This window comes from candidate division WOR-3 bacterium (assembly GCA_039803925.1).
In the GTDB taxonomy this organism is placed as follows: domain Bacteria; phylum Hydrothermota; class Hydrothermia; order Hydrothermales; family JAJRUZ01; genus JBCNVI01.
The window spans coordinates 25280-51049 of the sequence record JBDRZL010000006.1 but is presented as its reverse complement, the minus strand read 5'-3'; the positions used below and the strand labels follow the sequence as shown (position 1 = coordinate 51049).

The window sequence follows — 25770 nt, the reverse complement described above, 5'->3', positions numbered from 1 at the left end:
TTTGGATAAAAAACCTTTAAAAAAACATATTGAAGAATGGTTATGGGCTTTTATTGTTGTATTCTTTGTAATTAGACCCTTTTTTCTTCAAGCTTACAGAATACCATCCGGCTCAATGGAAGATACCCTTTTACCAGGTGATTTTCTTTTTGTTTTTAAACCAATATTCGGATTTGAAATTCCTTATACAGAAATAAAGTTTTTTCAATTTATAAAACCTAAAAGGGGTGATATTGTTGTTTTTAGATACCCACTTGACATATCAAAAGATTTTGTTAAAAGAGTAATAGGTTTAGAGGGTGACACAATAATGATAAGGGATAAAAGAGTATATGTTAACGGTAAATTACTTATTGAAGAATATGCAATTCACAAGGATGAAAGAATAATACAGTCCCCTTACAAGTTAGATAACAAAGTATTTATTGAATATTTCCAAAAAGAATGGGAAAGAAGAGTTTTTATTGATGATATAAATCTAAGGGATAATTTTGGACCTATTGTTGTTCCACCCAAAACATATTTTGTTATGGGGGATAATAGAGATTTTTCTTCTGATTCAAGATTTTTTGGACCTGTTCCTGAAAAATATTTAAAAGGTATCCCATTTTTTATTTATTTTTCCTGGGATGGAAGTGTTCCTTTTTATAACATATTTAAAAGTATAAGATGGAATAGATTGTTCCAGTTCCCTTTTCTATGGAGAAAAAGATATGAGATGCAGAATATGTAAGGAAAGAGCTGTCATAAATATAAGAACACATAACTTACCGCTCTGTAAAGAACACTTTTTAGAAAGATTTGAGTCTGAAACTAAAAGAATAATTAAAAAATACAAAATGATAAAAAATGAAGATAAGGTAGCAGTTGCAGTTTCAGGAGGTAAAGATTCCCTCTCCCTTTTATATGTTCTTCATAAACTAAAATACAATGTACTTGGAATACATTTAAACCTTGGTATATATAGTGAAAATTATTCTTTAAATTCTGAGAAATTTGTTAGAAATTTTCAAGATAAATTTAATATACCAATTTTAATTTATGATATAAAGAAAAATCAGGAAAAGGGAATTGAAGACCTTATTAAAAATAGATGGAAAGAAAAACCCTGTTCAGTTTGTGGTATGGTTAAAAGATATTTAATGAACATTCTTGCACTCAAAAATAACTGTAATGTTTTAGCTACAGGACACAACCTTGATGATGAATCAGCAAGACTCTTCGGAAATATTCTCTACTGGCAGGAAGAACATATCGAACATCAGGAATTGGTTTTAAAAGAAGAAGAAGGTTTACTCAAAAAAATTAAACCCTTTATTTTTTTCAGTGAAAAGGAAATTGCCTTATATGCTATTTTAAAAGGAATTCCATACATAAGGGATGAATGTCCTTACTCAATTGGTGCCAAAACTTTAAAATATAAAAGTATTCTAAATAATCTTGAAAATGATTCACCGGGAACAAAATTGAGATTTCTTAAGGGATTTTATGAATTTAAAAGCAAAATAAATAAAAATGATTTAAAAAGTTTTAAGGGAACAAAAAAATGCAGGGAGTGTGGAATGCCTACAAAAAGAGATATATGCACCTTTTGCACAACCTTTGAAAAACACCCTTTTAAAATTGAATTAAAGGTAAATGAAAGATAAAAAAATTTTTGTGGTAATACCTGTTTTCAATGAAGGTGAAACTCTTTATAGAATTATCGCAGAAACAAAGGACATTCTACCTGAAGCAAATATAGTTATAGTTGACGATGGATCAGATCCACCCGTAAGACTTATAAAAAACCCTAAATTGATTCTTATAAGGCATGATGAAAATAAAGGTTATGGCTATACTTTAATAAATGGCATAAATTTTTCAATCTCAGAGGGGGCTGAAATAATTCTAACAATAGATTCAGACGGACAGCACTTTCCAAAAAGAATACCTGAATTTTTGAAAAAAATTGAAAAAAATGATATTGTCTCAGGAACAAGATATCATCCCCTTTCCCTTAAATTATCAGAACCTCCATTTGAAAGGAAAATAATAAATAAAATAATAACAGAAATTTTAAATGAATTAACAGGTTACAGAATCACTGATTCCTTCTGTGGTTACAGGTGTTATAGAAGTTTTATATTTGAAGGATTTTACCCTGAGGATAAAGGTTACGGATTTCCACTTGAATTATGGTATCACATTTACAAACACAAATTTAAATATGATGAAATTCCAGTTGAACTTTATTATCCTGTCAAAAGGGATTTTCCAAATGAAATAAAAGACTCTGAAGTTAGATTAAAATACTACTTAAAAATAATAGAAAAAAAATTTAACAAAAAAATTATTAAAAAGGGAATTGAGCTTTTTAAAAAATATTTAAAAGAAAAAGTATGAAAAAAACTATAATTGCCTTTGGTGCCCATCCTGATGATGTGGAACTCTCCATAGGTGGTTTTATTGCAAAACTTTCAAGAAAAGGGTATAAAGTTATAATATGTGATTTAACAAATGGTGAACCAACACCCTTTGGAAATCCCGAAATAAGAAAAAGAGAATCAGAGGAAGCAGCAAAAATTCTTGAAGCAGAAAGAATAACCCTTGACCTGCCAAACAGGTTCTTGATGGATTCTGTGGAAGCAAGAATAAAAGTTGCAGAGGTTATGAGAGAATTTAAACCTGAAATAATATTAACTCATCATGGAGAGGATCAGCATCCTGATCATATTGAAACAAGGAAAATTGTTCAGGCTGCAAGATTTTATTCAAAATTAACAAAAGTGGACTGGAAGGGAGAGCCCTTTTATCCGCCAAAACTTCTATTCTTTCACGCCTCCCATAAAAGAAAAATTTTTCATCCTCATTTAGTTATAGATATAACAGATACTTTTGAAATAAAAATGAAAGCATGCGATGCCTATAAATCCCAATTTGGTTTTTATGAAGAAAAAAGAAAGGAGTTTTTAAACATAATAGAAATATTTAATAGATTTTATGGAAGACTAATAGGTGTAAAATACGGTGAAATTCTTTTTATTGAAGAACCTCTTCCTATTAAGAGTTTTGATTTTCTCTTTGAGTAATAAAAAATGGAATTATATAAAATACCTGAAAAATCTGGTGAATTTATAATTGAACCTTTAAATATTGAGAAAATTTTAAAATTATGTGATGAAAATAGAAAAAAAAGAGAGAAATTTAAAAAATTTTTTGATTTTGAAATTAAAGGTGAGTTTATTGTTTCATCCTCCCATCAAACAGTTTTTTATCATCCAGGAATATGGATAAAACCCCTCTTTATGACTGAATTAAGAAAAAGAGGAATAAAAACAAGATTTTATGAAAATGACATAGACGGGACTGATAGAATTTTTTTTTATTATCCTGATAAAGAATTTAATATAAAAAGAGAATTTTTATTTTACAGTCCTTTTAAAATTGCCCTTGAATATATTGAAAGTAAAGAAATTGAAAAAAATAAAAGTCTAATCAAAAATTTTCTTGAGAAACTCCCTGTAAATCTAAAAATAAGAGCTGAAAAATTTTTTCAAATTTTTTTAAAAAATCTTGAAACAAAAAAATTTTTTTCAGAAGCCTTTTCAAATTCAAGAATTCAATTTGAACAAGAAGCACTATATGAAAACTTTTTTCTTTCAGATATCTTAAATTCAAAAGAATTTTTTTCCCTTTTTTCCTATTTTTTTATTAACGCCGATAAAGTTTATGAATGTTATAATGAAGCAATAATTGAGTATAGGAAAAAATTTAATATAAAGAATAAAACTGAACCAGCCCTTCTTTTAGAAAAAAAGAATGATTTAATAGAACTCCCCTTTTTCTTAAATTTAAAAGAAAGATTTAGAATTTTTAAAAAGAAGGATAATCTATACACTGAAAAATTTGAAATTTATCTTGGTAGGGAAAAAGAAGATGTATTATTTAACTCAATTACATTACCAATAAGACCAAGAAGTTTAATTTTATCAATGTATTATAAAATCTTTGAATCTGACCTTTTTTATCATGGCATTTCAGGTAAAAATTATGATAGGGCAACGGATATTTTTATAGAAAAACTTTTTGGAATTTCCGCACCTGTTACAGGAGTTATAAGCTTAACCCTTTTCTTAGAAAATATAGAGAGAAGGGATTTCCCTTTTTTCTTTTTTGAAAAAGAAAAAATATTAGATTTAATAAACTCTACTTTTTCTTAAAAAGTTTAACCCTAACATTTTCTGGTTCCAGTTTTATTACACTCACATTATCTGGAAGCCTCAATTTGGGTTTAAGAAAAAATTCACCTTCTGAAAAATTCAAAGCATTTACAATTACACTAATATCCTCTCTATTTAAATTTCTCAAAACAGATTCAGGTCCCTTTAATCTTAAAAACAATTTTGAAGGTTCAGTTTCAATCATATACTCTTTTGGAGCTAAAACTATATAAGGGATATTTGTAAAATCTCTTTCTTCAAGTCTTTCTATTTCTACATAAACATCTATTGAATCAGGTGAGATATTTATAACTTCTGAGGGTTTTAAAAGACTAACCTTTTCTCTAAAACTTTTTTCTCTTTTTTCCACTGACACATAATTGGTTTTTATACTATCTATATTTTTTAAAATTGAAAGAGGACCTGTTATTCTTACATAACCTTCAGCTTTTTTTAACTTAATAGTAAAACCAGATCTTGGATTTCCTGTTATCATTGCGCTTACAGGAACTTCCTTCTCGGATTTTTTATCAAATCTTAAATTTAAAAAATCCTGTTTGAATTTTATTTCGTTTATTTTTACAAAATGAGGTATTACGAATTTTATATCAGAAGTTTTATAGATATTTTTACCCCTTTTGGGATTCTCAAGATTAATTAAAAATTTGGGTCTGAAAAAATTAGTAAAGATAAGAGACCTACCATCTGCTACTACTTCCACCTTTATTTTTTTAGGGGGAGGTTCAAGAAAAGTAAGAGAATCAGGAATACCTTCATAAATTACTTCAAAATCTCTTTCCACCTTATAAGTTTTACTGGTAACAGAAAAAAACCAGATAAAAATTCCAAAAACAAGAGAAATTAAAATTTCTAATATATCTCTTTTTTTCATTAATTATAAAAACTCTTCAAAATACTTACAGGTTTCTAAGTTTATATCACAGAGATAAACTTCTTTAATTGAATCTACATCCCTGATGAGAAAATCCTTAACTTCCTCAACTATTATTTTAGTTCCCTTTTCTTTTGGAAAACCGAAAATACCTGTTGAAATAGCAGGAAAAGCAATACTTTTTATTTTTTTATCTTCACCAAGTTTTAATGCGCTTCTAACAGCACTTTTTAACTTTTTTTCCTCATCACCCTCACCCCACTTTGGACCAACGGCATGTATTACATATTTAGCCTTCAGTTTTCCTGCACTTGTTACAACAGCACTTCCTACAGGACAATATCCAATTTTGTTACTTTCTTCCTGTATAATTTTTCCACCTTTTTTCACAATAACTCCTGCAAGTCCTCCCCCATGTTTCAAGTACTCATTCGCAGCATTTACTATTGCATCAACTTCAAGTTCAGTAATATCACCATGAAAAACATATACTTTTCTTTTATTTATTTCTTTCTCCTTTAAAATTTCAGGGGTCATTTTTTAATTATATACCATTTTTAAGTTAAAATTAAAAATATGGAAAAAAGACTTTTACAAGATGAAAAAGAATATTTGAATAAGATGATTAGAATTGCTAATAAAAAGGGGGTTTGTTTAAAAATTATAGAAGATGATGAAAGAGGTAGAATATTTATAGTTGCAAAAGATTGGCCTGGTCTTCAGGATGCAATTTCAACAGCAATACATGAAAGGGGGTTTAATCTTAAGTTCTTTATGGGATTTGTTCTTGAGAAGGATTTAGCCGGTATAATTGCAGAGGTAGATATAAGAGATAAAAAAATAAGAGAAAAGTTTAACAAAGAAAAGGAATTTTTAAAGCATTACTTACCTGATATTGCTAAATTTGACCCATGGATGAAAAGTTTAATTGATTCAACAGCTTCAAAATTGAGAATTTTCAGAGAGGTTTTAAGAATATTAAGAAAAGAGGTTAAAAAGAAAAAATTGATAAAGGAAATGGTCCTTGAAACTGAAAAATTCTTTTCTTCAAGATCCTGGGCTTATATAGGAGACAGAAAACCTCAGGATTTAGCTCAACAGATTTTAATGCAGATTGAACTTAGAAACTTAGTCAAGGAAAAAGGGGGTATTCATGTTCATATTAAAAATTTCAGAACAGTTTCAGAGGAGTTAACTGGTATTTTCATAGCAGGTCCAGCAAGAGAACTTTTTTTAGATCAGGTTTTGGATGTTTTAAGGGATATAATACCTGATTTTAGAAGGAAGTTTGAAAAAGTCTTCACAGAAGAGGGAGTTACTGTTATAAGACTTGAAATTCAAACACCAGAGGAAACATGGTATCCTGAAGAAAAACATCTTTTAATTGAAAACTACTTAATTGAACATCTTAAATTAAGAAGAAGAAAAATATTGAGTGAAAGAATGAGAATAAGTCCTGAAATTATCGGAAGAATAATAATTCCATCTCTTATTCAAGAAGCAAGAAATACAAAAATACCACAGATTTATATTTCTTTAACGGGTATAACTGAAGAAAACTACTACTTTAAAATAATGGGAGTTGTGCCAAGAAAAGAGGAAGGTTCATACACCGATGATATTATAAAGTTCCTTGATAAAGAAGAAGGCATAAGGGTTTTATCTTCAAAAGCCCCGACCTTTTCCCATGAATTCGAAATAATAATTATTAATATATGTTCTGAAACAATTATATATGATACACCGGAGGATGTTTATAAGAGGTTAAATGAAATTTTAAGGGAATTAATAGGATCTTTCAGGGATTTTGATCAAGGATTAAGAAATATAGAACAGACAAAATTTAATCAACTTGAAGAAAAAATGGCAGGTTCTGGTATTGAATCCCATCTTTTAAGGAGACTCTTTTATTCCTTAGATGAATTTTTCAGAGTTCAAGCGGAAATAGATGATCTTTTCGTAGGTTTTAAAATATTCTGGGACAATATTAATAAATATATTAGTAAACATGAATTTATATGCAATTTGAAAAATGCAAAAAAAACCTCAATAATAACTTTCTGTGGAGAGCATTCAGAAAAGATATTTGAAAAGATTCTTGATGAATTCAGAGGAAAAGAAATTTCTGCTTTGAGATTTGATGACCTTGGTTTTATTGCTTATTTAATATTTTTATCTTATAATCAAAAACCTTTAGAATATGAAGAAATCTACAAAAAACTGAAAAAAATCTGCGAAAATCTTTTAATAAAGGTTCAAATCCCTGAAAAAGTGTAAAAGAAATGAAACTACTTGAATATCAAGGAAGGATTTTATTTGAAAAGTATGGAATCCCTGTTAAAAAGGGAGATGTGGCAAAAACACCTGAAGAGGCATACGAAATTCACAAAAAAATAGGAGGGGAAGTGGTTATAAAAGCCCAGGTTCCGGTTGGTGGAAGAGGAAAAGCGGGTGGAATAAAAATTTCCGATTCACCCGAAAAGACCAAGGAACTTACAGAAAAAATACTTTCCTTAACTATAAAATCATATCCAGTAAAAAAGGTTCTTGTGGCTGAAAGTGCAAAAATTAAAAAGGAAATGTACTTATCTCTTACACTTGACAGAAAAAGTTCTAAAATTCTTTTAATGGCAATTAGGGAAGGTGGAATTGAAGTTGAAGAAATTGCAAGAGAAAGACCCGAAAGTATTTACACAGATTTTATACCAGTATTAAGAGGGATATCACCATATCAATTAAGAAAGTTTTCAAGTTTTCTTTTTCCTGATAACAGTAATTTAAGGAAAGAGGCTGAATCAATACTTTTAAAAATGTATAAATTATTTAGAGAATGTAATGTAAACCTTGTGGAAATCAATCCTCTTGCTCTCTGTGATGATGGGAAACTGTGGGCTATTGATTCAAAAATAATCTTAGATGATAATGCTTATTATAAATATCCTGATTTTGTTCCAGAAAGGGACATGGATTACGAAAACTTGAAAGAATTTGAGGCAAAGGAATACGGATTATCCTATGTTAAACTTAACGGGAAAGTTGGTTGTGTTGTAAATGGTGCTGGTCTTGCAATGGCAACCATGGATACCCTTAAAAAATTTGGGGGTGAACCCGCTAATTTCCTTGATATAGGCGGTTCATCATCCCCTGAAAAAGTAAAGGCTGCTATGAGAATTCTTCTTTCTGACACAAATGTAAAATCTGTATTTTTAAATATATTTGGAGGTATAACAAGATGTGATGATGTAGCAAATGGTCTTGTTAGTGCTTTTAAAGAGTTAAAACCCAATGTACCCATTGTAATAAGACTTACAGGAACAAATGAAGAGGAAGGAAGAAAAATAATTGAAAATTCAGGACTTAAACTTTTTACTGCAAAAAGCATGGATGAAGGAGCAAAATTAGCAGTTGAAATGGCTGAGAAGATGTAAAACTTATTTATGAAAATCTGTGTCCTTGGTGCAAGTGGACTTGTTGGAAAAACTCTTTTAAAAGTTTTAGACGAGAGAAAATTCCCCTTTAAAGAAATCATTCTTTTTGGAGGAGAAGAAAAAGAAATAAAAATAAATGGAAAAGAATTTAAAATAGAAAAATTTGAAGGAAAATTACCTGAATGTGAACTTTTTTTCTCCTGTCTTGATACAGATGAAGCAACTCAAATTGTTCCCCAAATAGTAAAAATGAGAAAAAGAGTTATTGATAATTCTTCAGCCTTCAGACTAAAAGAGAATGTCCCCCTTGTGATACCTGAAATAAATATAAATGTGCTGAAAAAGGAAGACCTTCTAATTGCAAATCCCAATTGCTCCACAATTCAACTTTTACTTTCAATTTCCCCATTTTTTAAATTCGGAATTAAAAAAATTTTTGTATCAACATATCAATCGGTGTCAGGGGCAGGTAAAAAGGGGCTTTTATCTTATAATTATGAAAAAAAAGGTGAAATATATAAGGAAAGCCCTTTCCCTTATAGGATTTTTGAAAACCTATTTCCTTACATAGGAGAAATAAAAGAAGGTGAAACTGTTGAAGAAAGAAAAATAAAAGAAGAAAGTAAAAAAATTTTAAACAGAAGGGATATAGAAATTTACCCCTTATGTGTAAGAGTTCCTGTTCCCTATGTTCATTCCCAGTCTGTTTTCCTTGAAATTTCAAAAAGTTTAAAAGAAGAGGAAATAATAGATGAAATTAATAGTAAAAGTTATTTAAAATATGAGGAAATTCCCTCCCCAATTAATTATATAGATAAAGATATTGTTGGAATAGGAAGGATAAAAGTAAATGGTAAAATTGTTAAATTTTTCTCCTGTATGGATAATTTAAGAAAAGGGGCTGCAACCAACGCAATACAAATAGGAGAGTATTATGTCAGATAAAAAATCATACGGAGATAAGGTTCTTGAAATATATTTCAAAGAAATATCAAGGTATCCGATTCTCCCTCCTGATGAAATAGATGAACTTGTGATAAAAGCACAGAAAGGAGATAAAATTGCAAAAGAAAAAGTTGTTCATTCTCTTTTGAGAATGGTTGTCAGTATAGCAATGAAGTATAGAGACTTTGGAGTACCTGTTCAGGACTTAATAAATGAAGGTAACCTTGGTCTTTTAAGAGCAATTGAGAAATTTGACCCAACTAAAAAAGTTCACTTTATAGGTTATGCTCCTTACTGGATAAAACAAGCAATAACAAGGGCTCTTGATGAACAATCCACAACTGTTAGAATTCCCTCAGAACATAGGACAGCAATAAGAAAAATAAAAAGAGCCGAAGAGGAACTGGGTTTTAAAAGAGGGGAAATAACAGATGAGGAAATAGCGAAACTAACAGGTTTACCTCTGGAGGAAATAAAATTTGCAAAATCTATAATCAGTCAGGAATTTTCCCTTGACCAACTGACAATTGAAGGTGAAGAAAAATCTTCATGGGAAGAGATAGTAGAGCAAAAATCCCTTCCATCACCTGAAGTGGAATTTGCTGAAGAAAAGAGAAAATTGAAAATAAGAAGAATATTAAATAATTTACCTTTAAGAGAAAGACTTATAATTTATCTTTATACAGGCACTGAATTTTCCTGCTACGAGATACTGAAAATAGTTAAGGAATATATGAAAATGATGGGTTATGACTTTAATCCAAAAGAATTAATAATTGATACAGTCCACAAAGTTATAAATGATTCTCTAAATGAGCTTAATAAATTAGGTGAGAGATGTTATGATTTCCTTAATAACCTTAAAAAAACAGGTGATCTTGAATTATGGAAAAAAATTGCTAAAAATAAATCTCTTATTGAAAAAATATTTCAATCAGATAAAATTGATATAAAAGAAGCTGTTCTTATTCACAGGTTCTGGAAATATATAGAGGATGATATAGAAAGAAAAAAGATCTTCCTAAAATGGACAAAAGAGGTTTTACCAGAAAAAGATAAAAGAAACGTATTTTTACTTTACTTTGCTCTTGATTCAGGTTATCCACAGATACTTGAATTTATAGGAGACTTATTAAACATCTCAAGAGAAAGGGTGAGACAGATAAAAGAAAGAACAATGAAAGAACTTAAGGAAAAATTTAAAAAGGAAAAAGTCGAAATTTGAAAATAGGATTTTTTCAGTTTAAACCTTATTATGGAAATAAAGAAAAAAATTTTGAAATAATAAAAGAAATAATAAGAAAAAGTAAAGCTGAACTAATTGTTTTTCCGGAACTTGCTACATCAGGATATCTTGTTCCTGATAAAAATTTTTTAGAAAAAAACTCCTTTTCTGTTCCTGAAAGCAAGGAATTTGAAGTTCTTTTAAAAACTGTCAAAGAAACAAGAACAGGTTTAGTAACAGGTTTTCCTGAAAAAAATAATGGAAAATTTTATAACTCTGCCTTATATATTTTACCTGATGGTAAATATGGTGTTTATAGAAAAATACATTTATTTTATAAAGAAAAATTATATTTTGAAAGGGGAAATAATCCTCTCGATGGTGTATTTGAATATAAGGGATTTAAATTTGGAATAATTATATGTTTTGATTGGTTTTTTCCTGAACAGATAAGGTATTTGACACTTAAAGGTGTAAATATGATTTTACATTGCGCAAATCTTGTTTTACCATGGTCACAGAGGGCAATGAGAATTTATTCTGTTATCAATAGAATTTTTACTTTGACATGTAACAGGATTGGAGAGGAAAGTTGCGGGAAGGAAAAGTATATCTTCACAGGAAAAAGTCAGATTGTTTCACCCTCGGGTAAAATAATAGCAAGAGCAAACTCTAATAATGAAGTTTTAAGGGTAAAAGAAATAAATTTAAAGGAGTCAGAAGACAAAAATATAAATGAATACAACAACATATTTGAAGATATAAAAAATTTCTTCCCCTATAACATATTTTAAAAAAACTTTTAAATGAAAAATTTTAAAAAGATATTAGATAATTTGAAAAGTAGATTAAAAATACTTAAAGATTAAAATATGAGAAAGAAAAAAAGTTTAAAAAATAATGATAGAGAGGAAAAATTGAGGGAAATTATCAAATTTTTTGAAAAATATGGCGACAAGGCAACAAAGGATGCTTTTGGAGTTTAGAAGGATTGCTGTATATTTATGGAAAAAGAAATTTAGGGAATCGCAAAGGTAAAATAGAATCCCTTATTCCTAAATCAAAAGCACCTATAAGGAGAAGACAAAGACTTTTTATCCTGAAATAGTTGAATTTATAAAAAGGAAAAGGTGGAAAGTGTACCAGAATGGGGCAGGATACTTTGAAAGTGCTTCTTGATGAATTTTGTAAGGAAAGAAAAATAAAATCTCTTTCTGCATCAACTATTAAAATACCAAATCCAAAAGCAAAAATATCTTTTTATGGAAAAACGGGTAAAGTAAAGGTATATTTTCTGTGCAGCTCTTTTAAAGACGAATTTTGGTTTTGCTTATGCTTACAAATCTTTTAGAGGTGAAATGCAAAAGATTTTATGAAGAAATTTTTAAAGGTTCTCCCTTTTAAAGTAAAAAGGGTTCAGAAGGGTAACGGAAGTGAGTTTGCTGGAAGCTTTGAAAAATTCTTGCGGAGTAAGGGAATTATACATTTCTATAATTACCCAAAAGACCCACAAAGTAATGCTTATGTTGAAAGATTTAAAGAGGACTATACAAGAACATTTTGTAGGAGGCACTCCTTATAATCTTATTGAGCCAGAAAAATTCAATGTAAACCCCATAAATCTTTAAATAATTTTTCTCCCCTTGATTATTTTTTAAAAACATATATTAATAATCCTTATCAGTCTAAAATGTTATGGTATTCTACATTATCTTGACAAAAACTTTTTTTTTAATATAATATAAAAATTATTTCAAAATTAAAATTAAAACAAAAAGGAGGTTATAAAATGAAAAAAATGGTAGCAATGCTATTAGCGATAATAGGGCTTTATGCCCTTGAAGGTAATCAATCTGGTATTCCGGAAAAAATGGTGAAAAGCTGGACGAATGATTATATAGGATTTGAAAAAAATCTTGGGCAGATTCAGAATTTTAAAGGAGAATTTGCAAAAGAGGTTCTTTTAAGGGCAAAACTTCCTGGACTTGGTATATTCATAACAGAAAATGGTATTCTACATTAAATTGAAAAAATTTAATTAAGAATTGTAAAATTTACTATGAAGGATAAAAAAATTTTTTTTATTTTATTATCGTCATTTTTTATTTTAATAATTTTGGGTATATCGCTTTCGATTATCCTCTCAAAACCTGGAAAAGAAAAAAAAATAAAGGAAAGTTTAATAAAGGTTCAAATTGAAACTCAGGGGGAACTGGATTATATTCCTAATGAAATACCTGTTCAATTTTCCAGAAAATTCTTAGGGGCTGAGGGAATAGTTATTGAAGAGGAAGAAATTAATAATTTTATCCAAATTGAACCCTTTATAAAGTCCTATGGAAAGTGGGTATCTGAAAATACATTTATAATTTATTTTTCAGAAAGACCTGAACTTGATAGAGATTATACTTTAAAAGTATTAAAAATCCCTCTAAAAACTGAGGTAGAATCAATAACTCCCATTAAAATAAGTTTTAAAACACCACCTTTTAAAGTTTTAAATGCCTCTCTTCTCTCAGTTGAAAATAAAAAGGCAAGTGTAAAACTTGAATTTAATGAATCTCTAAATATTAAAGAAATACTCAATAAAGAGATAAAAAAATTTTTAAAAGTTATTGATTCAAAAAATAATGAGGTTGAGATTGTTGATATACAAAGAGTTCAACATAACCTTGAAGAAATCCTCTTAACCTTTTCTATCACAAAGGCACCAGAAAAGTATAGATTAGTTGTTTTAAAAGGACTTAAAAGCACAAGAGGTTTCCCTTTAAAGGAAGATTACGAGTTTGAGATTCCAATTGGATTTCATGAAAATCCAATAAGTGTCTTGTCTTACAATGTAGAAGAAATAGAAGAGGGATTTATGATTACCTTTAATCTTTCAGCTCCAGGAGAAGAAAAATTTAAAATTATTAATAAAAACCTTTCGGCACTAATAAGAATTAATCCGCCAATTTCTTTTAAAGCACAAACTTCTCAAAATTACATATACATTTTAGGGAATTTCAGCCCTGATAGGGAATATGAAGTAATTCTTAAATCAGGAATAAAGAGCGAAAAAAGTGCTCTTTTATCTGATTATAAAGTTAAAATAAAAATTCCCGAGAAAAAGGAGGTTCTTCAATTTCTTTACAGGGGAAGGTATTTTGGGAAAAAAGGAGATTGGAAGCTACCTTTAAAAATTTCACAAATAGATTCTTTAAAAATGGATATAGTTTATGTGCCACCCCAGAATGTTCTTTTCTGGTATTCAAGAGACTGGGGAGAAATTTATTCTTTTAGAAGCTACGGAGAGGAAGTAGTAAAAAATTATAAATTAGAGGTAGAGGAAAATAAAAAATTGTTATGGATTGACCTTAAAGATTTTTTAAAGGAAATTGAAAAGGGAATTTATTTAGTTGAAGTTTTTGGAAAAACAAAGAAAAATAGATTCTTAAGTGATAGAATTGTTGTATGCATATCTGATATTTCCCTTATAGTAAAGTGGAGTGATAAATACATATATGTATGGGCACTTTCATCCTCAACCCTTGAACCTGAACAGAATGTTAATATTGAAATAAGATCAAGTAAAAATTTCTTAACAGGTAAAGGTATAACAGATATTAATGGTTTTTGTAAAATACCTATTTTAAAAAAGGAAAGAGAACCCTATATAGTTTTTGCAGAAAAGGATAAGGAATGGACATACATGCATATTCCTTCCCTTAGGTTAAAGAAAGAAGAGTTTGAAATATACGGAGAAGACCCTTATATTCCTTATCTTGCCTATATTTATCCTGAAAGAAATCTTTATAGACCAGGTGAAGAAATTCATTTCGCAGTAATTGTAAGAGAACCAAAAACCTTTAAAGGAGTTTCAATTCCCCTTAAAGTTATTATCAGGGATCCGAGAGGTAAAAATGCACTTTCCTTAACCGGTAATACAGATCAATCGGGTATTGCTGAATTTTCTTTCCCAACAACTCCTGCATCACCAACTGGAAAGTATATGATTGACCTTCAAATTGGTGATAGAATCCTTACCAACAGTTATGTTTTTGTTGAAACTTTTGTTCCAGAAAAAATGAGTATAGATATTAAGATTCCTGAAAAGATAAATATTTACGAAAAATTCCCTGTAAATATAAAAGCAGAATATCTCTTCGGGGCTCCTGCTTCTAATGAAAGTTATTCAATCTGGATAAAGGCAAGTGAAATTGAATTTAAACCTTCAGGATATTACGGATACTCCTTTGGAACTATAAAAACACAAGATAAGGCTTTACCCTATTATCAATCAGAAAGAATTTATGGAAAACTTGATGAAAAAGGTGAAGCTGAAGTTTTTATGCAAATCCCAAAGGATATTATCTTTTACGAACCTATCAATTTAGATATCAGTGTGGAAGTTACAGAAGGGGGAAGCGGCAGGGTAAGTTCAAAAAGTTTAAGTAAAATAATTCATCAGAGACCCTTTTATATAGGGCTTATTTCAGATGTAAAAAGAATAAGAGAAGGTATCCCTGTAAAAATAAAGGGGGTTCTTTTAAAACCTGATGGCTCCTTTTATACAAATAGAACAAAACTTACTTACAGAGTTTATATGTTAAAATGGTCTTACAGCTATTATTACTACGAGGAAGAATATGAATACTATGAGGGTGATGGTTACTGGGAATCGAGATTTCTCAAAATACCTGTTTCAGAAGAAAAGGAAATAATTGCTGAGGATGGAAAATTTTCTTTTACCTTTACTCCACAAGCATCCTATTATGATTATCTTATTGAGGTTTCTGATGAAAAAAATCTTGCCTTTAGTGAATTAAAAATATCAGGGTGGGGTTGGTGGTATGAGGAAAGGGAGGTTGTGGAATCACCTGAAATAATTCCTATAAGCGTCGATAAAAAGGAATATGATGAAGGTGAAATTGTTAATGTTGAAGCACTTTTACCCTTTGAGGGAAAAATTTTATGGACAGTGGAACTTGATTCTATTTATATTAGGGAAGTTAAAGAATATAAGGGAGAACTTGCAAAGTGGTCATTTAAGGCTCCCCGGGGAGTTTCAAATGTTTATGTAAGTGCCCTTCTCATAAGATCAGGAGAAAATTATCTCGTTCAAAGGGCTTATGGAATTCAGAAAATAAGAATAAGACCTAAAAAAATTCATCTTGATTTAAAAGTAGAAGTTCCGGAAAAGATAAAACCAGGAGAAGAACTTTTAATCAAAGTTAAAGGGGGTGAAAAATTTAAAGGAACTATTTCAATTGTGGATGAGGGAATTCTCCAGATTACTTCCTTTAAGACACCTGACCCTTATAATGGTATTTTGAAAGATTTAAGATTAATTTTAAATACAGCAGAATCTTTTGGATGGATTATAAAGAAATTTTTAGAAAAAACAGGAGGTGGACTTACTGAAAGAGAAGAAGAATTTGTATCACCAAGATTTACAAAACTTGTTTCCTACTGGAGCGGAATAATTGAAAGCTCCCCTGATGGAAAAATTGAATATAAAGTTAAAATTCCTCAATATAATGGAAAATTGAGAATAATGATTTCAGGAGTTAATGAGAATAAACTTGGAAATGCTGAAAAGGAAGTAATAGTAAAAAGTGATGTTATTGTTTCTCCAACAATTCCAAGATTCATGTGCACAAAGGATGAGTTCAGTTTCCCAGTTACAATTATAAATACAACTAAATTAATTAAAAAAACGGAAATTAAAGTTTTTCTTGAAGGAGCAAAAGCTGAAGAAGATAAATTTATTGTTACAACTCCGGCTGAGGAAAAAAATATTATATGGATAAATTGCAAGGCAGATAATATGCCAGGTTCAATTAAAATAAAAATTGAAGGAAATAGTGAGGGAGAAAGGTACTATGAAGATTTTGAAATTCCACTTTATCCAAATACGCCTTATATAACTAAAACAGAGTATGTAAAGGTTACTCCTGATAAAAATGATTTATCACAATATTTTGAGGAATTTTATCCAAAAGCCCATGAAGTAAATCTAATACTTGCTCCAATACCAGGTCTTACAAGACTAAATCATTTAAAATATGTTATTTCCTATCCTTACGGCTGTATAGAGCAAACATCAACAAAAACCTTTCTCCTAATTAAACTTAAAAATCTTTTACCCTTTATAAACCCTGAAATCACACAAGATAAATATACGGATATGGTAAATTCAGGAATAAGAAGGATAATATCAATGCAAACTCCTTCAGGTGGTTTTGCCTTCTGGCCTGGAGGAGGAGATCCAGAACCTTGGGCAAGTGCTTATGCTACACTTGTTTTAATTGAAAGCGAAAAAGAAGGATTTTTTGTTCCTGAAGGAGTTATAGAAGCTGCGCTTAATTACCTTGATGCAATTCAAGATAAAAACGGGCTTACATACTATGTTCTTGCAAGAGGTGGTTATCTTTCTAAAAAGAAAGAATATTTAGATAGAATTATAGCTCTTTCAAGAAAGGAAAAATTTGATGTTCCAAGCGGAATTTTTGTTTGTGGAGCAATAAATGAAGCAGGTAAAAAAGAAGAGGCAAAAAATCTCCTTGAAAAGGTTTTAAAGGAAGAAGAACCAAAAACAAGAAGATATTCCCAAGATTTTTATAGTCCCCTTCAATACAAAGGAATGAAATTATTTATTACACAGACTATTGACCCTTCTAATTCTGAAATAGAAAGACTATTAATAGAAATTGGAGAAGCTCTTTCCAAAAAAAGTTTTTACTATACAACACAAGAACTTGCATGGTGTTTGGCAGGATTAGGAATGTATATGGAAAGATTTGAAAGAGAAAAGTATGAAGCTCAAATTTCAATTGATAGCAAAAAATATAAACCCTATGAGAAAAAGGGTGTTTATTCATGGTTCTTAAAAAATATAGGTGGTAAAAAAGTTTTTCTTGAGATAAAATCAAAGGAAAACTTATATCTATGTATTGAAAACTCTGGATTTTCTAAAAGAGAAGAAGATTTCAAAGAGGAAATAAAGGGTCTTCATTTAAAGAGAAAAATTTTTACCTTTAAAGGAGAAAAAACTGAAACCGCAGAACAGGGTGATTTACTTGTTATAAAAATTTTAGTTAAATCAACAGGATATTATGAAAATGTTGCAATAGAATCACCCATTCCGGCAGGTCTTGAAATTGTAAATCCAAGAATTGAGGAAACAAGCTTACCTTTCTGGGTAAAAAGAAGAAATATAATGACACCTACATATGTGGATATAAGGGATGACAGAATAATTTTATTTGGAAGTGTTACAAGTGACACTCTCTGTTATTACTACTTAGCTCGTGCTGTAACACCTGGAAAATTCTATACCTCTCCTGTTAGAGGATTTGTTATGTATAATCCAGAAATAATGGGTAACTCCGATGCCTTTTATTTTAAAGTTAACAAAAAATAAATATTTAATTTTTTTAATTTTTGTTTCTATTTTCCTTCTTTTAATTTATGCTATTCCCTTACCTGAAAATATAAATCCTGAATGGTCAAAAATTGTTAGGTTCAGAGATGGTTCCCCAATGAGGGTTTATATAACCTCTGATGAAAAATGGAGAATCTTTATACCCCTTGAAAAAATTGATCCACTCTTTGTTAAAACAACAATACTCTATGAGGATAAATATTTTTATTATCATCCTGGTTTTAATCCCTTTTCCCTTTTAAGGGCACTCATTCAGAACATAAAGGAAAGGAAAATTGTTTCAGGTGGTTCAACAATAACAATGCAATTAGCAAGGATTCTTGAACCAAAGGAAAGAACAATAATAAACAAATTGATTGAAATTTTTAGAGCAATTCAATTTGAATTAAGGCTCGGTAAAAGGAAAATACTTGAACTATACCTAAATATTGCACCTTATGGAGGAAACATTGAAGGTATAGGTGCTGCAATGCTTTTCTATTATGGAAGATTACCTATTAATATGACACCTGAGGAGGTTGCTTTTTTAGTTTCACTCCCCCAGTCTCCTTCAATAAGATTTCAAAAGGAAAAAGATAAAATTACAGGAAGAAACAGGGTTTTAAAAATTATGTTTGATAAGGGTCTAATAAGTGAAAGTGATTATCTTGAAGGAATAAAAGCACAAATACCTGAATTAAAAAAGACTCCCTTTTATGCTCCACATATAAGTGATTTTCTTGTTTTGAATTATTCTCAAAACGATATAAAAAGCACTATTGATAAGGAAATCCAACAAAAAATTGAAAATATTGCAAAATCTTACAAAAAGAGAATAAGGGATATGGGGGCGACAAATTTAAGTGTAGTTGTAATTGAAAATAAAACAAGAAAAGTAAGGGGGGTTATAGGTTCTCTTGATTATTTTGATAAGGAAAATCAGGGTGAGGTGAGAGGTTTTTATGCTTACAGGTCCCCTGGTTCTACTTTAAAACCTTTTCTTTATATTCTTGCAATAGAAGATGGACTAATAAACCCTTTATCACTTATTGAAGATGCACCTTACAAATTTGGTGATTTTGAACCTGTAAATTTTTTGAAAGATTTTAAAGGTCTTGTAAAAGCTGAGGAAGCCCTTTCTAATTCTTTAAATATCCCCTTTATATTAATTTTAAAAAGATACGGCTACTCAAGATTTGTTAAAAAATTAATGGAAGCTGGTTTAGAAGGCCCTCTAAGTTTTGAAAAATACGGGCTTCCAATAATAACAGGTGGTATGGATGTTAGACTTTTAGATTTAACAAATTTATATGTAACAATTGCAAAAGGTGGTATGCATGGTAAATATGTTTTAATTGAGGATGAAAATACAGAAGAAAAGGAACTATTTAACAAAGGGGCATGTTTTTTAGCATTAAAATCATTATCAAAAAGAGAAAGACCTGAGGCTCCAAATTTAAAAAGATTTGTCATGCCGTCAGGAAGGGTATGCTGGAAAACAGGAACCTCTTTTGGTAGAAGGGATGCATGGTCAATTGGATTTGAGAAAGACTTCACAGTTGGTGTATGGGTTGGAAATTTTAGTGGTGAAGGTTCTGACAGTATTATTGGAGTAAAATTAGCTGCACCGATAATGTTTGATATAATAAAAGCAATAGAAAAACCTTTTAATGGATTCTTTGAATGGGAATATGAAGCAATTAATGAAATAGATTCAGTTGAGGTATGTGCCTTTTCAGGATATAAAAAAGGAAATGCTTGCAGTGAAACAAAACTTGCACCAATGTTAAGGAATGCTCACACTTATATAGAATGTCCATTTCATAAGAAGTTTATTATAGAGAAGAAAACAGGATACAGAGCAAATCCTTATAAAAATTATAAGGAAAATGAAATTGTTGAAAAAACCTTTATTGTATTTCCTCCACCGGTTCAGAAAATTTTAGGTGGTAAGGGTAAACCCCCTGAATTTCCCCCTGATTTTAAAATTGTTGAAAAAAAGGAAAAATTGAAAATAGTAAGTCCTATTGATAATGCCTTATATTTAATTCCAAAGGGGATAAAAAGGGCATCAAAAATTCCCTTAATGGGTTTTACCTCATCAAAAAAAGATACTATATTCTGGTTTTTAAATGGAAAATTTATTGGCAGGACAAGGTCAGGAGAAGTTCTTGAAATAGAACCCAATGAAGAAGAAATTGTAATTGCAGGTCAGGATGGGATTGGTAATACTGAAGTAGTTCGTATTCAGGTTATAAGAGAATAAATTATAGATTTTTTAATTTACCAAATATCCGATCAATTCTATTTCTTTTTTGATTCTTTCAATTTTCTCTATGTCATCAATAATAAATTCTGCTTCACTTTTTTCAAGGGATACATTTATTTCCTTTGCTCCCATTCTTTCAAGAACTTTTGTTATACTTCTCACACATCCCTGACAGGTCATTCCCTCAATTTTTATCTTAATTTTTTCCATTTTAAAACCTCCTTATCTTTTTAAAAGTTCAATGAAACTTTCTTTTGGATAAACATCAAGGGATAAAATCCATTCTGAAAACATATTAACCCTTTCCCCTTCATCTTTCGGAATTTCAAGAGGTCTTCCCCTTCCATCAAGTATAATTCCAACCACCCCACCCCTTATCTCTCTTTCCACTTTCTTTCCAGGACCTTCTCCAAGATCAAACCCTTTCTCTGGTTCTGCTATCACCTTAGCCTTTTCACCTATTCCAAGTGGAACTCTTTTTAATCCACCAAATTTAATTTCTATATCTATTTCTTCTCCATTTTCTTTTATTATCTTTAAATAACATGTTTTTTTATCCTTTTTACCTATCCCCTTTGGTGCTATACAGGTTCCAAGCCATATGAGACAATCCTTTTCAAAAACTTCCATAGCTGATTTTTCATGAACTGTTGAAAGAACACCGAGATGGGGCATCATAAAGATTGAATCCACTGTTAAATAAGTGAAACCTTCTGGTTGAAAGGCATCTATCATCATTAAAGCAGCCTGATTTCTTCTCGGAGCATGAGAAAGAACTCCTCCTGAACCGATAATCATACCCAAAGTCATCATATTCACAAGTGTTTCTCCTGTCATTGTCTGAGCAAAAACATCAGAAATTGTTCTTTCCTGCTGAATACCTTTTAAACCAACAGCCATTTGCTTGTGCTGTAAAAGAGCAAGCCTTAAAGCCTCTCTTGCTATTGCCTGTTCAACTATGAGATCTTCAAGAGTTTGAGGTATTGTTGTTGGTCTTATCATCTTATTTCTTATTCTGTTTCTTAATTCACTTTCCTTTATTTTAAATGGAATCCATCTAAGTATATTTTCCATACCAGCCTCAACCATTACATTTGAAATCGAATAACTCATTCCAAGATTAGCACTTACAGTTCTATTAAATATTCCCTGAAATACACTGAATACATCAGTAGTTGCACCACCTATATCAACTCCCAGAACTTCTATACCTTCCATTTCAGCTATTTTCTGCATTAAAAGTCCAACTGCCCCAGGTGTTGGCATTATTGGAACATCAGTCCAACTCATAAGTTTTGGATAACCTGGAGCATGAGCCATAACATGTTCAAGAAAAAGGTCATGAATTTTATCTCTTGCTGGCTTTAAATTTTCAACCTCAAGAACAGGTCTTATATTATCAACAAGAGAAAGAGCTGTTTTATCATCTAAAATTTTTTTTATATCTTCCCTTGCATCCTTATTTCCTGCATAAATTACAGGTAACTTGTAGCTTATTCCAAATCTTGGTTTTGGTTCAGCAGCTCTTATTAACTCTGCAAGTTCAATTACATGTTTTTTTGTTCCTCCGTCAATTCCACCTGCAAGAAGTATCATATCAGGTCTTAGCTCTCTTATAAGTTCAACCCTTTTATAAGGCAATCTTCCATCATTTGAAGCAATTGTTTCCATTACAATAGCACCTGCACCGAGAGCTGCTCTTGCTGCAGATTCAGCTGTCATACTCTTTACAACCCCTGCAACCATCATCTGAAGTCCCCCACCTGCTGAAGAAGTTGAAACATATAAATCAACACCCCTTTTTTCTTCTGCTCCTTTTATTATTTTCTCTCCATCCAGAATCTGAATTCCTGTTAGTTCTTCAAGTTCCCTAAAAGCATTTAAAGCTCCCTTTGTAACATCCTCAAAAGGTTTTTCTACTGTAGTAGGTGCCTCACCTCTTGCAACAAGACAATATCTATCACCTCTTTTTTCAATTAAAATAGCCTTTGTCGTGGTACTCCCACAATCAGTTGCAAGGATCCGTCTGAGTTCTCTCTCCATATTAAATTAATATTTTTAAAAGGGTTTGAACCCTTTTTATTTTAAAATTTATTATATTATTATTTCAATTTTTCACTTTTTTTTCTGAAAGCTCCTCAATTTTTCTTATGAGTTTCTCAATATTTTCTCTATCCTCAAGCATTCTGTAAAACCTTTCGTAATCCTTAAAAGAAAAAATTGAATTTATTATCGGTTCAAAAGCAACAAGAGCACTTGAAGCAATAAAGGAAAGAGGTTTTATTGACTCAAATATAATTATAAAAATTGTCTCTAATCTTAAATCACAAATTCTCCTTGCAATTTTTTCTATAAGGTCATCATAAATTTCTTTATTATTTAAATTATTACTCACTAAAAGTATACCTTACATCAAGATCCTTATTTGCTTTTGCCTCATCTAACCTTTTTACCGGAGCATTATGAGGAGCATTTTTTACAAGGTCAGGATTTTCCTCAATCTCCTTCATTATCTTTTCAATCACTTCAGCAAAAGCATCAAGAGTTTCAAGGGATTCTGTTTCAGTGGGTTCAATCATTAAAGCTTCTTTAACAATTAAAGGAAAATACATAGTTGGAGCATGAAATCCATAATCAAGGAGTCTTTTAGCAATATCAAGTGCTTTAACACCGTATTTTCTTTTAATGTTTTCAGCAGATAAAACAAACTCATGCATTGATGGTCTATCAGAATAAGGATTTTCAAAATATTTTTCAAGTTTCCTTCTTAAATAATTGGCATTTAAAATTGCAAATTCAGCAATTTTTCTTAAATTTTCCCTGCCTATTCTTAAAATATAGGCAAAGGCTCTTATCCATATAAGTGGATGACCGTAAAAAGCATGAACTTTACCTATTGAATGGGGAAAATCATAGGAAAGTTCAAAATTACCTTTTCTTTCAACAATTCTTGGAACTGGAAGATATTTTTCAAGAAACTTTTTAACACCTATTGGACCTGAACCAGGACCTCCTGCTCCATGAGGTGTAGAAAAAGTTTTGTGTAAATTAAAGTGCAAAATATCAACTCCTGAATCTCCTGGTCTTGTTATACCAAGCAGTGCGTTTAAATTTGCTCCATCCATATAAAGGAGAATATCCTTTTCATGTAAAATCTCAGATATAAGTTTTATATTGGATTCAAACAAACCAAGGGTATTTGGATTTGTTATCATAAAGGCAGCAACATCTTCATTTACCTTTTTTCTTAGCTCATCAATATCAACAAGACCTTGAGAATTTGACTTTATTTCTAAAGCTGTGTAACCTGCAAGAGTCACTGAGGCTGGATTTGTTCCATGTGCTGAATCCGGAATTAAAACAAATTTTCTCGGATTACCTTTTTCTGTATGATATTTCCTTACAATTAACATTCCTACAAGCTCGCCATGAGCACCTGCAGCAGGTTGTAATGTAATTGCATCCATACCTGAAATTAAAGAGAGAAAATTTTCAAGTTCTTTAGCTATTTTCAAAATTCCCTGAACTGTAAAAGCAGGCTGAAGGGGATGAAGTTCTGTAAAATTTGGGATACTTGCAAGCTCCTCATTTAACCTTGGATTATATTTCATTGTACAGGAACCAAGAGGATAAAACCCGTAATCTACAGAATAATTTTTTCTTCCAAGTCTATCAAAGTGTCTTATAACTTCATTTTCCTTTAAATCAGGAATACGAGGGGGTCTTTTTCTTTTAAGGTATTCAGGAATTGTAGAAGGAATCTCAAAATCCCCCTCCCTGATTCTATTTTTAAATTGTGAAAATATATTTCCCATAATTTAATTTTAAGATTTTTATAACTTATAATCAAAATTATGAGTGTAAGACTACGATTTGCCCCTTCACCAACAGGTGTTCTTCATGTAGGAGGAGTTAGAACTGCTATATATAATTACCTATATGCAAAAAATAGAGGAGGAAAATTTTTATTAAGAATAGAAGATACAGATGTTGAAAGATCAAAAGAAGAATGGACTCTTATAATACTTGATGGTCTTAGGTGGCTTGGAATTGAATGGGACGAAGAAATAGTATTTCAAAGTAAAAGGATTAATATTTATAAAGAATACGCAGAAAAACTTGTAAAAGAAGGGAAAGCCTACTTTTGTTTCTGCACAGAAAAAGAACTTGAAGAAGAAAGAAATTTGCAGAAACTTGAAAAAAAACCAATTAAATATTCAAGAAAATGTTTAAAAAGGGAAAAGGAAGAAATTGAAAAATTTTTAAAGGAAGGAAAAGAAAAAACTATTAGATTTTATATACCTGAAGGTGAAACAAAATTTATTGATTTAATTCACGGAGAAATTGTCTTTAAAAATGAGGAAATTGAAGATTTCATAATATTAAGAAGCGATGGAACCCCCACTTACAATTTTGCCTGTGTAATAGATGATAACTATATGGGCATAACCCATGTTATAAGAGGTGATGACCATATTTCAAATACGCCCAAGCAAATACTTTTATACAATGCCCTTGGTTTTAAGATTCCAGAATTTGCACATTTACCAATGATTTTAGGACCTGACAGAAAAAAATTATCAAAAAGGCACGGGGCAACTTCTGTTCTTGAATATAAGGAAGAAGGATTTTTACCCGAAGCTTTATTTAACTTTCTTGCACTCCTTGGCTGGTCTCCTGGTGAGGACAGAGAAATAATATCAAAGGAAGAAATGATAAAAATATTTGATATAAAAGATTGCAGAAAAAGTGCAAGTATTTTTGATAGGAATAAATTATTGTGGCTTAATTCAGAATATATAAAAAGAAAGGATCTGGATGAACTTATAAAAATTTCTATTGAATTTTTAAGAAAAGAAAAATGGTGGAAAAAGGAATTTGAAAAAGATACAGATTATTTAAAAAAAGCAATAGAACTCACAAGGGAAAGGGCAAAAGTTTTAAAAGATATACCTTATTTAATCGAATACTTTTATAAAGATGAATTTGGATACGATATTGAAGCAGTTGAAAGATACTTCGGAAATCCAAAGGTATTCGAAGGTCTTGAGGAAATAAAAAGTGAATTTGCAAAACTCTCAGAATGGAATGAAAAGATAATAGAAGAAGTGGTAAGAAAAGTGGCTGATAATCTTGGAGAGAAACATGCCTTTTTAATCCATCCACTTAGACTTGCAATGACAGGTAGAAAAGTTGGACCCTCTCTTTTCAAATTGATGGAGCTTCTGGGAAAAGAAAGATGCATTGAAAGAATAAGGAAAATAATAAAGGAACTCTGGGGGTATATTCCAGGTAAAACGGAAATAAAAAAAGAATAAACTTTTAAACCTTGAAACATAAAAATATTTCCATTATATTTATAAATTGGTTCAATTCCATATTCTTTAAAAATTTAAAAGGAGTT

Annotated in this window: 21 protein-coding genes; 15 read left to right on the top strand and 6 right to left on the bottom strand. The window is 30.3% G+C overall.

Going from position 1 to position 25770, the window contains the following annotated elements; all coding sequences use genetic code 11:
- Position 1: 1 nt before the first annotated feature.
- Genes lepB through ABIN17_04115 form a run of 5 tightly spaced genes read left to right on the top strand, consistent with a single transcriptional unit; the run spans position 2 to position 4202 of the window.
- The gene (gene lepB, locus ABIN17_04135) at positions 2–733 is read left to right on the top strand and encodes a signal peptidase I (GenBank protein MEO0284249.1); all 732 of its coding nucleotides are present in this window, start codon (positions 2–4) and stop codon (positions 731–733) included.
- Complete coding sequence (locus ABIN17_04130) at positions 714–1649, top strand: TIGR00269 family protein (GenBank protein ID MEO0284248.1); 936 nt, start codon at positions 714–716, stop codon at positions 1647–1649. Before lepB ends, ABIN17_04130 begins: the two co-directional genes overlap by 20 nt.
- Positions 1639–2385 (top strand): glycosyltransferase family 2 protein, encoded by a 747-nt coding sequence (locus ABIN17_04125; GenBank protein ID MEO0284247.1) that lies wholly within the window; start codon positions 1639–1641, stop codon positions 2383–2385. The genes ABIN17_04130 and ABIN17_04125 overlap by 11 nt, the downstream gene beginning before the upstream one ends.
- Positions 2382–3071, top strand: a complete 690-nt coding sequence (bshB1, locus tag ABIN17_04120; protein ID MEO0284246.1) for a bacillithiol biosynthesis deacetylase BshB1 — start codon at positions 2382–2384, stop codon at positions 3069–3071. Before ABIN17_04125 ends, bshB1 begins: the two co-directional genes overlap by 4 nt.
- 6 nt (positions 3072–3077) lie before the next feature.
- On the top strand, positions 3078–4202 hold the full coding sequence (locus ABIN17_04115; protein MEO0284245.1) for a hypothetical protein: 1125 nt from the start codon (positions 3078–3080) through the stop codon (positions 4200–4202).
- Here ABIN17_04115 and ABIN17_04110 read toward each other — a convergent pair.
- Positions 4189–5094, bottom strand: coding sequence for a CdaR family protein (locus ABIN17_04110; protein ID MEO0284244.1), 906 nt, complete (start codon positions 5092–5094; stop codon positions 4189–4191). The genes ABIN17_04115 and ABIN17_04110 overlap by 14 nt on opposite strands.
- A gap of 3 nt (positions 5095–5097) precedes the next feature.
- Positions 5098–5631, bottom strand: a complete 534-nt coding sequence (locus tag ABIN17_04105; protein MEO0284243.1) for a macro domain-containing protein — start codon at positions 5629–5631, stop codon at positions 5098–5100.
- A 39-nt stretch (positions 5632–5670) separates the two neighbouring features.
- Here ABIN17_04105 and ABIN17_04100 point away from each other — a divergent pair, with 39 nt between their 5' ends.
- The 9 genes from ABIN17_04100 to pbpC all read left to right on the top strand — a co-directional run bounded on the left by ABIN17_04100 (position 5671) and on the right by pbpC (position 20363).
- Positions 5671–7371: a hypothetical protein gene (locus ABIN17_04100; GenBank protein MEO0284242.1), complete on the top strand. Its 1701-nt coding sequence runs from the start codon at positions 5671–5673 to the stop codon at positions 7369–7371.
- A 5-nt stretch (positions 7372–7376) separates the two neighbouring features.
- Entirely contained in the window at positions 7377–8522 is a 1146-nt protein-coding gene (gene sucC, locus ABIN17_04095; protein ID MEO0284241.1) for an ADP-forming succinate--CoA ligase subunit beta, read from the top strand.
- A gap of 9 nt (positions 8523–8531) precedes the next feature.
- Positions 8532–9467 (top strand): aspartate-semialdehyde dehydrogenase, encoded by a 936-nt coding sequence (locus ABIN17_04090; protein MEO0284240.1) that lies wholly within the window; start codon positions 8532–8534, stop codon positions 9465–9467.
- Positions 9457–10692 (top strand): sigma-70 family RNA polymerase sigma factor, encoded by a 1236-nt coding sequence (locus ABIN17_04085; GenBank protein MEO0284239.1) that lies wholly within the window; start codon positions 9457–9459, stop codon positions 10690–10692. Before ABIN17_04090 ends, ABIN17_04085 begins: the two co-directional genes overlap by 11 nt.
- Positions 10689–11486: a nitrilase-related carbon-nitrogen hydrolase gene (locus tag ABIN17_04080; GenBank protein ID MEO0284238.1), complete on the top strand. Its 798-nt coding sequence runs from the start codon at positions 10689–10691 to the stop codon at positions 11484–11486. The genes ABIN17_04085 and ABIN17_04080 overlap by 4 nt, the downstream gene beginning before the upstream one ends.
- 578 nt (positions 11487–12064) lie before the next feature.
- Positions 12065–12274, top strand: a complete 210-nt coding sequence (locus tag ABIN17_04075) for a hypothetical protein (GenBank protein MEO0284237.1) — start codon at positions 12065–12067, stop codon at positions 12272–12274.
- Positions 12275–12481: 207 nt separating this feature from the next.
- Positions 12482–12715 carry a hypothetical protein gene (locus ABIN17_04070; GenBank protein ID MEO0284236.1) on the top strand — a complete coding sequence of 78 codons (234 nt, stop codon included), beginning with the start codon at positions 12482–12484 and terminating at the stop codon, positions 12713–12715.
- Positions 12716–12751: 36 nt separating this feature from the next.
- The gene (locus ABIN17_04065) at positions 12752–18097 is read left to right on the top strand and encodes an MG2 domain-containing protein (protein MEO0284235.1); all 5346 of its coding nucleotides are present in this window, start codon (positions 12752–12754) and stop codon (positions 18095–18097) included.
- Positions 18066–20363 carry a penicillin-binding protein 1C gene (gene pbpC / locus ABIN17_04060; GenBank protein ID MEO0284234.1) on the top strand — a complete coding sequence of 766 codons (2298 nt, stop codon included), beginning with the start codon at positions 18066–18068 and terminating at the stop codon, positions 20361–20363. Before ABIN17_04065 ends, pbpC begins: the two co-directional genes overlap by 32 nt.
- A 12-nt stretch (positions 20364–20375) precedes the next feature.
- Here the strand turns inward: pbpC and ABIN17_04055 are convergent, their stop codons facing one another.
- The 4 genes from ABIN17_04055 to gcvPB all read right to left on the bottom strand — a co-directional run bounded on the left by ABIN17_04055 (position 20376) and on the right by gcvPB (position 24181).
- Entirely contained in the window at positions 20376–20576 is a 201-nt protein-coding gene (locus ABIN17_04055; protein MEO0284233.1) for a heavy metal-associated domain-containing protein, read from the bottom strand.
- A 12-nt stretch (positions 20577–20588) separates the two neighbouring features.
- Positions 20589–22409 carry a glutamate mutase L gene (locus ABIN17_04050; GenBank protein MEO0284232.1) on the bottom strand — a complete coding sequence of 607 codons (1821 nt, stop codon included), beginning with the start codon at positions 22407–22409 and terminating at the stop codon, positions 20589–20591.
- 64 nt (positions 22410–22473) lie between these two features.
- Positions 22474–22761 (bottom strand): hypothetical protein, encoded by a 288-nt coding sequence (locus ABIN17_04045; GenBank protein ID MEO0284231.1) that lies wholly within the window; start codon positions 22759–22761, stop codon positions 22474–22476.
- Positions 22754–24181, bottom strand: coding sequence for an aminomethyl-transferring glycine dehydrogenase subunit GcvPB (gene gcvPB, locus ABIN17_04040; protein ID MEO0284230.1), 1428 nt, complete (start codon positions 24179–24181; stop codon positions 22754–22756). The genes ABIN17_04045 and gcvPB overlap by 8 nt, the downstream gene beginning before the upstream one ends.
- 39 nt (positions 24182–24220) lie before the next feature.
- Here gcvPB and gltX point away from each other — a divergent pair, with 39 nt between their 5' ends.
- Positions 24221–25684: a glutamate--tRNA ligase gene (gltX, locus tag ABIN17_04035; GenBank protein ID MEO0284229.1), complete on the top strand. Its 1464-nt coding sequence runs from the start codon at positions 24221–24223 to the stop codon at positions 25682–25684.
- The last annotated feature ends 86 nt before the right edge of the window (positions 25685–25770 follow it).